The sequence below is a fragment of the Streptococcus infantis SPAR10 genome, from assembly GCF_000279535.1.
Classification (GTDB): domain Bacteria; phylum Bacillota; class Bacilli; order Lactobacillales; family Streptococcaceae; genus Streptococcus; species Streptococcus infantis_I.
The window spans coordinates 110017-123274 of sequence record NZ_ALCH01000001.1; the positions used below are offsets into that span (position 1 = coordinate 110017).

A 13258-nucleotide genomic window follows, 5' to 3' on the forward strand; every position below is an offset into this window, starting at 1 on the left:
GTAAAATGACAAAGGAGATTAAAAATGGACAAATTATTTAAACTAAAAGAGCACGGGACAGATGTCCGTACAGAGGTGCTTGCTGGTTTAACAACTTTCTTTGCAATGAGTTATATTCTCTTTGTAAACCCTCAAATGCTTTCGCAAACAGGAATGCCTGTTCAGGGTGTATTCTTGGCAACAATCATCGGTTCTGTAGTAGGAACTTTGATGATGGCTTTCTATGCTAACTTGCCATACGCACAAGCTCCAGGTATGGGACTTAATGCTTTCTTTACATTTACGGTTGTATTCGGAATGGGCTATACTTGGAAAGAAGCTCTTGGTATGGTCTTCATCTGTGGGATTATTTCTCTCATTATCACATTAACCAATGTTCGTAAAATGATCATTGAGTCTATCCCTGCAACTCTTCGTTCAGCAATTTCAGCTGGTATTGGTGTTTTCCTTGCCTATGTTGGTATTAAGAATGCTGGTCTCTTGAAATTCTCGATTGACCCAGGGACTTATACTGTAGCAGGTGAAGGAGCAGATAAGGCTCAAGCAGCGATTACTGCAAATGCAGCAGCTGTTCCAGGATTGGTAGATTTCAATACTCCAGCAGTATTGGTAGCTATTGCAGGTCTTGCCATTACAATCTTCTTTGTTGTTAAAGGTATTAAAGGTGGAATTATTCTTTCTATTTTGACAACGACTGTCCTTGCGATTGCGGTTGGTCTTGTGAATTTGTCAGGAATCGATTTTGCTAGCAACAATCTTTCAGCAGCAGTTAACGACCTAGGAACTTTATTTGGTGCAGCCCTTGGTTCAGAAGGTTTGGGTTCTCTGATTTCAAATACTTCACGTTTACCTGAAACCTTGATGGCCATTCTTGCCTTCTCATTGACTGATATTTTTGATACAATTGGTACTCTTATCGGTACAGGTGAAAAAGTTGGGATCATCGCATCAAGCGGTGAAAACAATGAGTCAGCTAAATTGGATAAGGCTCTATATTCTGACTTGGTGGCGACATCAGTTGGTGCCATTGCAGGTACTTCAAACGTTACAACTTATATTGAGTCAGCAGCAGGGATCGGTGCTGGTGGACGTACTGGATTGACAGCCTTAGTTGTTGCTATCTGTTTTGCTCTATCAAGCTTCTTTAGCCCACTTCTTGCCATTGTGCCTTCAGCTGCGACAGCACCAATTTTGATTATCGTCGGAATTATGATGCTTTCTAATTTGAAAAACATTCCTTGGGATGATATGTCAGAAGCTGTTCCAGCCTTCTTCACATCTATCTTTATGGGATTTAGTTACTCCATTACACAAGGGATTGCCGTTGGTTTCCTAACTTACACTTTAGCGAAGATTGTTAAAGGTCAAGTTAAGGAAGTGCATGTCATGATTTGGATTTTAGACGCTCTGTTCATCTTGAACTACATTAGCATGGCTCTAAACTAAAGACAAAAACTTTAAAAAAGAAGGAGGAAACTCCTCTTTTTTTATTACTAGAAATGTCGCAAAAGAAAACTTTTTGGTATAATAATAACATGCACACAAAAAATGAAGATGAACTAATCGTTCTTGGACAAGAGTTGGGTAGTCTACTTGAAAAAAATGATGTATTGATTTTAACTGGTGAATTAGGTGCTGGAAAAACCACATTAACAAAAGGTCTAGCTAAAGGACTAGGGATTCATCAAATGATCAAAAGTCCTACTTATACCATTGTTCGAGAATATGAAGGACGCCTACCCCTGTATCACTTGGATGTTTATCGTATCGAAGGGGATGCAGATTCTATCGATTTGGACGAATTTCTTTTTGGTTCAGGTGTGACGGTTATTGAGTGGGGACAGCTATTAGGTGAGGCTCTTCCAGCCGACTATCTGGAATTAGAAATTCTTAAAGATGGTGAGGGCCGTGAAGTTGTTTTTCATGCTCATGGTCAACGAGCGACAGAACTCTTGCAGAGGTTGACAGATGGAGTATGATTTATTAATTCGTGAAGCAGAAGCCCAAGATGCTACAGAACTTATTGCACTTTTGGATCAGATTGGTCATGAATCTAGTTTTACCAGTCTGGATGAAAATGGAATTGCAATGAGTGAATCTGAGATGCAGCGTTTTATTAACAAGCAGGCCCAGTCGTATAATCAGATTACTTTACTAGCTTATTTGAATGACGAATTGGCAGGAGTGATCAATATAACGGCTGATCAACGTCCGCGAGTTCGGCATATTGGGGATATCTTTTTGGGTATTAAAAAAGCCTATTGGGGAAATGGTCTCGGTAGTATCGTGATGGAAGAAGCTATTGAGTGGGCCCAGTCGAGCGGAAGTATTCGACGCTTACAATTGACAGTTCAAAAACGAAATCTGGCAGCTGTTCATCTATATAAAAAGCTGGGCTTCATCATTGAAGGCCAGCAGGAACGCGGCGCTTGTATAGAAGGAGGAGAGTTTCTTGATGTTTACCTGATGGGTCGACTGATAGACAAATAAATATATGGCAAAAAAAATAATCGGAATGTTTTTAGGCTTTGTTCTTGTGACAGTGCTTGGTGTGGGAGCTTATGCCTATACTATCTACCAACAAAGTACACAGACTTTAGCCAAAACTTACAAACAAATCGGAGAAGAAACCAAGGTTATCGAGGCAACTGAACCATTGACAATCCTTCTTATGGGGGTAGATACGGGGAATGTTGAACGTACAGACCCATGGGCAGGAAATAGTGATTCAATGATCTTGGTAACAGTGAATCCTAAAACCAAGAAAGTCGTTATGATGAGTTTGGAACGTGATATTCTGACACAAATCCAACAACCAGATGGTAGTGTTAGAGAAGCTAAACTCAACGCTGCCTATGCTGACGGTGGGGCAGAGCTTGCCATTTCGACCATTCAAAAAATGATGAATATCCATATCGACCGCTATGTGATGGTCAATATGCACGGTCTTCAAAGAATGGTTGATGCTGTCGGAGGTATCACAGTAAACAACACTCTAGGTTTCCCAATCTCTATCCAAGACCAGGAACCATTTAACACGATTTCTATCGGTGTTGGGGAACAAACCCTAAATGGTGACGAGGCGCTAGTATATTCACGCATGCGCTATCAGGATCCAGAGGGAGACTACGGTCGTCAGAAACGTCAGCGCGAAGTTATCCAAAAGATTGTTGAAAAAATTCTTAGTTTGAATAGTGTCAGCCACTATCAAGAAATTTTGAAGGCTCTTAGCGATAACATGCAGACAAATATCGAGATTACGACAACAACGATTCCTCAGTTGATGGGCTACCAAGATTCCTTTAAGAATATTGAGTCTCAGCAATTGCGTGGAGAGGATGCAATGATTGATGAGACATCTTACCAAATCGTGACATCTGAGCATATGTTAGAAATGCAAAATCTCTTACGTCGTTCATTGGATAAGCCAGAAGTTACCGAATTGGAGACAAATGTAGTCTTGTATGAAAATATTTATGGGCGTTTACCACAAATAACTGGTTCTGTTGCAGATCAGGAACAACAAGGCCAACAAGAACAATAAGAAGTGCATACTAAAATCGTAGGAATTTTCCTGCGATTTTTTCAAAGAAATCCGAATAGATAGGTAGGAGGAAAAAATGAAAGCGGAAATCATAGCTGTTGGAACAGAGATTCTAACAGGTCAAATTGTCAATACCAATGCTCAGTTTTTATCTGAAAAGTTGGCTGAAATCGGTGTTGATGTCTACTTCCAAACGGCTGTAGGAGATAATGAATCTCGTCTCTTATCTTTGTTGGAGATTGCTAAGAATCGCAGCAATCTGGTTATCCTAACAGGAGGATTGGGACCGACAGAGGATGATTTGACCAAACAAACCTTGGCCCATTTTCTAGGGCGTGATTTAACTTTTGATGCTCAAGCACAGGCTAAACTAGATAATTTCTTTGCCCATCGCCCAGACTATGCCCGAACTCCAAATAATGAACGCCAAGCTCAAATCGTTGAGGGTTCAATCCCGCTACCTAATGAAACAGGACTAGCAGTCGGAGGCATGATCGAGGTGGCTGGCGTAACCTATGTCGTCCTACCAGGTCCGCCAAGTGAACTGAAACCCATGGTTTTAAATGAATTGCTTCCGAGATTGACAACTGGAGCTAGGTTATACTCACGTGTGCTACGTTTCTTTGGCATTGGCGAGAGCCAGCTAGTAACGATTCTGTCGGATTTGATTGAAGAGCAGACAGATCCAACCTTGGCACCTTATGCAAAAATAGGAGAAGTGACTCTGCGCTTGTCTACCAAGGCTACTAGTCAAGAAGAAGCAAGAAAATCTTTGGATCGTCTTGAGGTTCAAATTCTTGCACGCCAGACTTTTGAAGGTGTTGCTTTAAAGGATATCTGCTATGGTTATGGTGAGGAAGCGAGTCTAGCTAGTGTAGTTGTTGAGGACTTGAAAAAGCAGCATAAAACCATAACGGCTGCGGAAAGTTTGACAGCAGGGCTTTTTCAAGCAACTTTGGCAGACTTTTCGGGAGTGTCAGCTATCTTTAAAGGTGGTTTTGTCACTTATAGTCTGGAAGAAAAGGCTAAGATGTTAGATGTTTCACAAGTAGAGTTGGAAGAACATGGAGTTGTTTCAGCCTTTACGGCGGAAAAAATGGCAGATCAGGCACGGTTTAAAACTCAATCAGACATTGGGGTTAGCTTGACAGGAGTGGCTGGTCCGGATAGTCTAGAAGGCCATCCAGCAGGCACAGTTTTTATCGGTTTGTCTCAAGTATCAGGCACAGAAGTTGTTCAGGTCAATATAGCTGGAAGAAGTCGAGCAGATGTTCGTAAAATTGCAGTCATGCATGCTTTTAACTTAGTTCGCAAAGCTTTATTAAGTGACTGACTTTTGATATAATAGAAGAAGGTTCTTAGAATCATTAAAATATAGGAGAACAAAATGGCGAAAAAACCAACAAAAAAATTAGATGAAATTGGGAAAAAATTTGGAGCTGATCGTGAAAAAGCTTTGAATGATGCCCTTAAATTGATTGAAAAAGACTTCGGTAAGGGTTCAATCATGCGCTTGGGTGAGCGAGCAGAACAAAAAGTGCAAGTGATGAGTTCAGGCTCTTTGGCACTTGATATTGCACTCGGTTCAGGTGGTTATCCAAAGGGACGTATCATCGAAATCTACGGTCCAGAGTCATCAGGTAAGACAACAGTTGCCCTTCACGCTGTAGCGCAAGCACAAAAAGAAGGCGGAATTGCAGCCTTTATCGATGCGGAACACGCTCTTGACCCAGCCTATGCAGCAGCTCTTGGGGTTAACATTGACGAATTGCTATTGTCACAACCAGACTCAGGTGAGCAAGGTCTTGAAATTGCTGGGAAATTGATTGATTCAGGTGCGGTTGACCTTGTTGTTATTGACTCAGTTGCAGCCCTTGTTCCTCGTGCGGAAATCGATGGAGATATCGGAGATAGCCACGTTGGTCTTCAAGCTCGTATGATGAGCCAAGCTATGCGTAAACTCGGTGCTTCTATCAACAAGACAAAGACAATTGCTATCTTCATCAACCAGTTGCGTGAAAAAGTAGGGGTTATGTTTGGAAATCCAGAAACAACTCCTGGTGGACGCGCCCTTAAATTCTATGCTTCAGTCCGTTTGGATGTGCGTGGAAGTACACAAATCAAGGGAACTGGTGACCAAAAAGATACCAACGTTGGTAAAGAAACTAAGATTAAAGTTGTGAAAAACAAGGTGGCTCCACCGTTCAAAGAAGCTCTTGTTGAAATCATGTATGGTGAAGGGATTTCTAGAACTGGTGAACTCTTGAAGATTGCTAGTGATTTGGATATTATCCAAAAAGCAGGTGCTTGGTACTCATACAAGGGTGAAAAAATCGGACAAGGTTCTGAAAATGCGAAGAAATACTTGGCGGATCACCCAGAAATCTTTGATGAAATTGACCACCAAGTTCGTGTTCAATATGGTTTGATTGAAGAGGAAGAAGGCTCTAAAGCAAGTGCGGCAGCAGTTGATGCAGATTCTAACCAAGAAGTAACACTTGATTTGGGAGACGCTCTTGAAATCGAAATTGAAGAATAAAAAGAAAAGTAGCAGTAAAACTGCTACTTTTTTTATTTCATGAGAACTAATGTTCGCTAAAACGTCGGTATTTGATGCGAAAGTCGAAGTAATTCTCTTCTTGCAATTTTTGAAAGATGTTTCGATAGGCCTCTTCATCAAAATGGTCGCCACGGTAGAGAATTTCAAAACTCATTCCCTCGTATTCTAAAAAGGCATTGGCAGTTTTGAAGCCATTTTGCAAGTAGAAGTCCATGCGGGCCTTTCGTTGTTCGTGATTATCACAGTCTTCGTCTAATCGCTCCACTTCAAGAATCATAGTACGCTGGTAAAAATCAATGAGTTTTTCAATGATTTCTCTCCCGTAGCCATGACTGCGGAGATGGGGCATAATGGCAAAGAAGCTAATGTAGAAAGCTTTTTGATTAGAAATGGCAAAAGCGAAGCCGACAAATTCTTCTTCGTTATAAAAGGCGAAAAAGTGGGCGTCATCTCTATCCTGGTAACTTAAAAATTCCTCCAAAGAGACGCGTTCTTCTTCGGGGAAGGCCTCCTTGTTTAATTGTTCCACTTTCTCAAGGTCTGGGAATACATCTGTAATTAACTGACTTGTTAAGCTCATACATACCCTCCTTTTCTGTCACGATTATACCAGATTGTTTACATATAGGCAACGCTTTCTTGGGAGTTAGAGACTAAGTCTGACCTTGTTCCTCTTCATCATTCAAATCATGAAACGACTCGAAGGCCTTTTCTTCTTCGACTTGCCTCCAGTCTACTTTGAAATTATCGAAACGTGACAGTTTAATTCTGTCTCCAACTTCCAATTCTAAGCAAGCCTGTCGATAAATATCATTAAGTCGTTCGGTATTTTTGAGTTCAGTAATCCGTGCTTGTTTTATCTTTTCCATAAAAATTTCCTTTCGGGTTGAGTTGATGTTTTCAGAGGATAACTCTCTTCACGAGAAAAGTACAGTATTTTTTGAAGAAAGTGGGGGTCGATGAGTGATAGGAAGATTGTGAAAACAATCTCGAGATATGTTATAATAGAACTAGAAAAATTAAATAAACCCGAAGGGTACCCTTCCTTTATTATATTCATAATAAAGGAAGGGTACCCTTCCTTTATTATATTCATAATAAAGGAATCCTATCAGCCCTTCGCTCTAAAAAGTTGAAAGGTGAAATTTAGGATGAAACAGGAACTTGAGCAACTGTTATCACAACATGACGCATTTTTAGTTGAGGGAGAGCTAAACAAAAACAAACTAGCGGAGCTGGCACGACAATACAACCCGGAACTCCTAAATCTCTTAATGAGTAACGAAAAAATCTCCCAACATTTCTTTGCGACGCTTGAAACCGGCGTCCTAATCTTTAAGAAAGATGTCTTTTTACAGTTTTTGAATAACAAGGAGTTTTTACCTGACAGCTTTACATCTTACAAGACAAAAATCGGTTTAGCGACAGGTGACAAGTACCTATCAGAAAATCAGGAAGTTGTCCTGAATTTTCCATACAAAGATTGTGTGCTAGAGGGTGGACAGACTAAGGATGATGCCAAACGACAGGAAATTTTTTTTAACGAGACACTCGCACCGACTGAGATTAATCGTCTGTTAGATAATAAGGTTTTAACTAACTTCAAACGGTATGATGAAACTGGTGAGCATGAAGTAGAAGAACTCAGTGATAGTGATAACCTCATCATCAAAGGTAATAATCTCATTGCCCTTCATAGCCTCAAAAAACGCTTTGTGGGGAAAATTGATAGTATAATAATTGATCCTCCATATTTTTTTAATAAAAATAAATCAGACGATTCATTCAGCTATAATTCAAATTTTAAACTATCAACTTGGTTAACTTTTATGAAAAATAGATTAGAAGTGGCCAAAGAACTCTTATCTGAAAATGGTTTTATTTCAATTATCATAGGCATAGATGGGGTTAATCATTTAAAATTGTTAGCAGATGAAGTATTTGATGTTTCTTCAGATAATAAAAAGTTTGTAGGACAGATAACTTGGAGAAAAACAGATAATCAGCCGAATATTGGTGATTATGCAAATGTTATAGACTTTATTTTGATATATAGAAAAAATTCTGATGCAAAACTAAAAAGGTTACCACTTTCCAATAAAGCTCAAAAAGAATATTCATATGAAGATGAAAACGGGAAATATAGAAGGTCAAATATACTGGACTTAACCAGAGGAAAATACAATTATGATATTCAGACACCTGAAGGAACAATATTATCCGGTCCATGGATGATAAATAAAGATGAGTTTAATAGATTAGTTTCTGTTGATGGGATACATTGGCCTTCAAAAGGAAAACAAATTCCATATGGAAAAATGTACCTTAAAGATGCGATTGAAAATGGTCAAATAACTAGTGATTTCTGGGATGGTTCCTATGGAACTAATCAACGAAGTGCTGATGAAATTAAGGAATTATTTGGAGACAGAGTTTTTACCTTTGCTAAACCTGAAAAATTGATTCAGAATCTGATTTCTATTTCAAGCAGTAAGGGCGACATCGTCCTTGACTACCACCTTGGTTCGGGTACAACTGCAGCCGTCGCTCATAAGATGAACCGACAGTATATAGGTATCGAGCAGATGGACTATATTGAGACGGTTTCGGTGGAGCGACTGAAAAAGGTTATCGCTGGTGAACAAGGTGGTGTCTCAAAAGACGTTAACTGGTCTGGCGGCGGTAGTTTTGTCTACGCTGAAATTAAAAATGATGCTCAAGATTTTAAAAACTCAATTTTTGAAGCGACAACAACAGAAGAGTTATTAGAGTTATTTGAAATTGCTAAAAAATCATCTTTCTTGTCTTACCGTATCGACCCTAAAAAACTGAAAGCGAGTGAGTTTGAAAAGCTTTCCTTGGCAGAACAAAAGCAAATACTATCTGAAATTATAGATAACAATAATCTCTACGTGAATTACTCGGATATTGACGATATTGATTACGGGATTTCCGCTCAAGATAAAAAGTTCAATCATGCTTTCTACGGAAAGGAACAGTAAGCTATGACTTTCATTTACGAAACTTATGATACGGTTAGCAAGTCAGGCTTTAAAAATTTCAAGGAAGAGTTACCTGATTATATCACCCAAAATTTAAGATATCCCTTACGATCATACCAGCAGGAAGCACTTGGGCGTTATTTATATTATAAAAATGATGATAATCGTGCTATCCCTGAACAAGTACTTTATAACATGGCGACTGGTTCTGGGAAGACGCTTTTGATGGCGGCGGTTATCTTGGAAAAGTACCAGCAAGGCGAGCGGAACTTCATCTTCTTTGTCAATAACGATAATATTCTTACCAAATCCAAGGATAATTTCTTGGAGAGCTCTTCTGGTAAGTACCTTTTTGCGGAAAAGATTGTCATGGATAGGCAAGTCGTGACAGTTCGTGAAGTGATGGATTTTTCAGATAGCCGTGATGATAGTATTAATATTGTTTTCACTACTATTCAGAAGCTCCACCAAGACCTCAATACGCCACGAGAAAATCGCCTCTCTTATGAACAATTTAAGGATATTTCTGTGGTCATGCTGGCAGATGAAGCCCATCACTTGAATGCTGGGTTGGATACTAATGAGAAAAAGGATAACACCAGCTGGACTAGCACTATTGAAACTATTCAAAAGACATCCAAAAAATCTAGTATCTTCGAATTTACAGCGACGATTGATTTGACCAATCCAACTTTGTCTCAAAAATACGAAAAATCCTTACTTTTCAAGTACGATTTGAAAGAATTTCGACTGGACAAGTATTCGAAAGATGTTCTCTTTCACTTAGTAGATGGTGATATCAACCATCGTATGCTTCAAGCCATTCTTATCAGTCAATATCGCAAGAAAATCGCTCTGAAAAATGGTATCAACCTAAAACCCTTGGTCATGTTCAAGTCGCAGAAGATTGCTGAGAGTCAAGAAAATCTGGACGCATTTTTGGGGGTACTAGACAATCTTTCTCCAGAAGATATTCAAGCACAGCGTGACCTCGTTTCAGAAATGGACGAAAAATCCAGTATTTTAAAAAAATCCTTCTCTTATTTCGAAAAAACTGGTATTACAGATACTGATTTGGTGGCGGAACTTCAAGAGGATTTTCGGAAAGAACGCCTGCTTTTAGTTGACGGAAAGAACAAGCATAAAGATAGTCTCAATCTCCTCAATACCTTAGAACTACCAACAAATGAAATTCGTGCCATTTTCGCCGTGGATATGCTCAATGAAGGCTGGGATGTTTTGAACCTTTTTGACATTGTTCGTCTCTACAACACTCGAGATGGGAAAACGACAAAAAACGGCTTTGTCGCAGGAAAAACTACCAACACTGAGAAGCAGTTGATTGGTCGTGGTGCTCGCTATTATCCTTTTGTCATTGGTGATAATTTTGAAGAAAAATACACTCGAAAATTTGACGAAAATGAAAATCATGAACTTCGGGTGATTGAACAACTCCATTATCATTCTACCAATAATCCTCGCTACATTTCAGAGCTCAAGCAAGTCTTGCGTGAGTCTGGTATTTTTGATGACCAAAATCTGGAAGAGCGTGAACTGAAGCTCAAGGAGTCATTCAAAAAAACTCGAACCTACACAGATGGTGTCATTTGGATGAACAAACGCTTATCTTATGAACAATTGTTAGAGCAACGTCAGGAAAATCTTTTTGATACCAACTTTATTCCTCAGTCGTTCGAAGTTAAACTTCCAACTCATGGTGTGCGAGATATTGAAGCGTTCGACGAGACGACTTACGTCTCGGAGGCGTTAGATGCTATGACCTTTAAATTTGGTAAGGTTATCGGAGGTAATATCGTCAGAACGGCTATTAATCGTAATAAGAAGTTTTCATTCGATAATCTTCAAAAAGCTTTTGTTGGGCTTGCAAGTGTTGCTAGTTTCATTAATATGCTTTCGGATATTGATATGCGAGTGGAGTCTCAGTATAAGTTAGTTAATGATTTGACGCCAGATGATAAACTTTACGTCGCTGAAAAACTTCTTCATCATATCGAAAAAGACTGGATTGCGACCGAGGAACGTTTCTTTGGTTCGGAAAAATTTGAACAGTATAAGATTAAAGACCTGTTTGAGGATAATATTTTACGGAAATATACCATCAATCACCAAAGGCAAGCAGAGTTTGGCTTGTCGCAGAAAAATCCAGCCGAAACCCAATATTTCGAAGATTTGGATAATCTGGACTGGTACGCTTACGATGATAACTTTGGCACAAGTGAAGAAAAACTTCTTGTTCGGTTGATTAAGGATTTGATGGCGGAACTTGAAGAAAAATGGTCAGATATTTACTTGCTCCGAAATGAAAAAGCTGTGAAGATTTATAGTTTCGATAAAGGTCAAGCCTTTGAACCAGACTTTCTCATGTTTGCTAACGACAAAAAGACAGGAAATGTTTCTTGGCAAATTTTCATTGAACCAAAAGGAAGTCAGTTCTTGGATGCTGATAACACCTTCAAGAATAGCAAAGAAGGCTGGAAGCAGGAATTCTTGCGTCAGATTTCTGAACGAGATGAGGCAAGAACTTTGATGGACGATGACCGTTATCGAATTGTCGGTTTACCGTTCTTTAATGAAACCGTCAGTAAGGATGAAGTTAAGGAAGAATTACTAATGCTTTAATATATGACGTAAATAGGAGATAACAAGATGTATATTGCTAAAATCAAGCTAGTAAACTTTAAAAGCTTTAAGGGAGAGCATGTTATTGAATTTTCAGAAGGTGTTAATTTTTTCGTAGGAAATAATAACTGTGGTAAGACGACAGTTTTTAAAGCAGTCGAATTTATTCAGAGCGGAAAAAATAAGTCAGATTTCGTAACTCAAGGTTTTGATACAGAAAATGTATCTGTTGAAATTGAATTTAGGGGAGCAGATCTTAGTGAAATAATCAATGATGAAAATCTCAATTTAAATAAATACAGTGAGTATTTAATAGGCAATGAAGATGGGACATATAGCCTTAGAGTTTTAAGGACGTCACAGGAATGTGAAGTAACACAAGGTAGAAAGACTGTTCCCTTAGATATCTCAAAAGTAAGGATTTATAACCCAAATTCAACTGAGGAAGAAGATATAAAAAGGTTCGAAAACCCTACAGGTATTGATAAAACGATTACTGCATTATTTGATGCTCAGTTTGTTTATTCGGATATAAAGAATGAAGATTATCAAGATTTTGGTAAGACAAAAATAATAGGTAAAATAATTAATGATATAACAAAAGATTTTCAGAAAGGTGATACTTGGAAAGAATTTCAAAATGCTCATAAAAAGACTTTTGGAGATGAAGGGTTAGGTAGGATTCTTGAAGGAATTGCGACTAAAATTTCTTCAGTATTAAAAGAGCAATATGGAGATGGTGAAGTTCAATTTAACTTTGGGTTACCAGAAATTGATAATTTCTTTAAAACAGGAAATCTTCTACTTTCGGATAATGGTATTTCTACTTCCGTTTCGGAAAAAGGTACTGGAATGCAACGTGCATTAGCTCTGAGCTTAATTCAGGTTTATGCTGGTGTTCTTGATAACGAAGAGGATACATTATCTAAGCCCATTATGTTTTTTATTGATGAACCTGAGACGTTTTTACATCCTAAAGCACAAGATAAACTTATTGATTCACTCAATAAAATTTCTGAAAAATATCAAGTTTTTATTACTACTCATTCTCCTTATTTGTTAAAAAAATTTGATAGTAGAACTCAGCAAATCAATATTTTTTCCAAGGATGATGACGGGGTGAATTTTGTATCAGATAAGCAAGAATTAAATTTATTTGGAGTTTCCTCACCTACAATTGGAGAAATAAATTATACTGCTTTCGGAGTAAATAGTGTAGAATTTCACAATGAGCTATATGGTTTTATCCAAGCTAAAGCAATTGACGAAAACGAGAACAATTACAACGAGAGAGAATTTGAACAATGGCTTGTTGGTAGAGGATTAACTCAAAATAGAGGGTATAATCGCTTATTAAGAAATGGAGACACTCGGCAAGAGCAAAAAACTCTTCCTACTGCAATCCGTAATATCATCTATCATCCAGAAAATCAAAATAATAGTTATACTGCAGAAGAGTTGGAAGAGTCAACAGAATTACTTTTGAATATTTTGCATAGTTTAGTGTAAAAA

11 protein-coding genes are annotated in these 13258 nt (G+C 38.4%); 9 read left to right on the forward strand and 2 right to left on the reverse strand.

The features are described from left to right. Positions 1–24 precede the first annotated feature (24 nt). The 6 genes from SPAR10_RS02640 (at position 25) to recA (ending at position 6083) form a co-directional block, all read left to right on the forward strand. Positions 25–1446: an NCS2 family permease gene (locus tag SPAR10_RS02640; protein ID WP_004250510.1), complete on the forward strand. Its 1422-nt coding sequence runs from the start codon at positions 25–27 to the stop codon at positions 1444–1446. Between the two features lie 89 nt (positions 1447–1535). Further along, positions 1536–1979 carry a tRNA (adenosine(37)-N6)-threonylcarbamoyltransferase complex ATPase subunit type 1 TsaE gene (gene tsaE, locus SPAR10_RS02645; protein ID WP_004250512.1) on the forward strand — a complete coding sequence of 148 codons (444 nt, stop codon included), beginning with the start codon at positions 1536–1538 and terminating at the stop codon, positions 1977–1979. After that, positions 1969–2490, forward strand: a complete 522-nt coding sequence (locus SPAR10_RS02650) for a GNAT family N-acetyltransferase (RefSeq protein ID WP_004250513.1) — start codon at positions 1969–1971, stop codon at positions 2488–2490. The genes tsaE and SPAR10_RS02650 overlap by 11 nt, the downstream gene beginning before the upstream one ends. Before the next feature lie 4 nt (positions 2491–2494). Then, a complete protein-coding gene (gene lytR, locus SPAR10_RS02655; RefSeq protein WP_004250515.1) occupies positions 2495–3544 on the forward strand; it encodes a glycopolymer--peptidoglycan transferase LytR in 1050 nt (349 codons plus the stop codon). Between the two features lie 76 nt (positions 3545–3620). Next, positions 3621–4877, forward strand: coding sequence for a competence/damage-inducible protein A (locus tag SPAR10_RS02660; protein ID WP_004250517.1), 1257 nt, complete (start codon positions 3621–3623; stop codon positions 4875–4877). A gap of 54 nt (positions 4878–4931) precedes the next feature. Continuing rightward, a complete protein-coding gene (gene recA / locus SPAR10_RS02665; RefSeq protein WP_004250518.1) occupies positions 4932–6083 on the forward strand; it encodes a recombinase RecA in 1152 nt (383 codons plus the stop codon). A 46-nt stretch (positions 6084–6129) separates the two neighbouring features. On the opposite strand, the gene SPAR10_RS02670 is transcribed toward recA, so the two are convergent. Continuing rightward, on the reverse strand, positions 6130–6684 hold the full coding sequence (locus tag SPAR10_RS02670; RefSeq protein WP_004250520.1) for a GNAT family N-acetyltransferase: 555 nt from the start codon (positions 6682–6684) through the stop codon (positions 6130–6132). A gap of 73 nt (positions 6685–6757) precedes the next feature. Next, the gene (locus SPAR10_RS02675) at positions 6758–6973 is read right to left on the reverse strand and encodes a hypothetical protein (protein ID WP_004250522.1); all 216 of its coding nucleotides are present in this window, start codon (positions 6971–6973) and stop codon (positions 6758–6760) included. Positions 6974–7255: 282 nt separating this feature from the next. Between SPAR10_RS02675 and SPAR10_RS02680 the strand changes: the two genes are divergently transcribed. From SPAR10_RS02680 to SPAR10_RS02690, 3 genes are read left to right on the forward strand one after another with little or no spacing between them, the layout of a single operon-like run. Next, positions 7256–9106 carry a DNA methyltransferase gene (locus SPAR10_RS02680; RefSeq protein ID WP_004250524.1) on the forward strand — a complete coding sequence of 617 codons (1851 nt, stop codon included), beginning with the start codon at positions 7256–7258 and terminating at the stop codon, positions 9104–9106. A gap of 3 nt (positions 9107–9109) precedes the next feature. Continuing rightward, entirely contained in the window at positions 9110–11746 is a 2637-nt protein-coding gene (locus SPAR10_RS02685) for a DEAD/DEAH box helicase family protein (RefSeq protein WP_004250526.1), read from the forward strand. A gap of 27 nt (positions 11747–11773) precedes the next feature. Then, positions 11774–13255 (forward strand): ATP-binding protein, encoded by a 1482-nt coding sequence (locus SPAR10_RS02690; RefSeq protein WP_004250528.1) that lies wholly within the window; start codon positions 11774–11776, stop codon positions 13253–13255. The last annotated feature ends 3 nt before the right edge of the window (positions 13256–13258 follow it).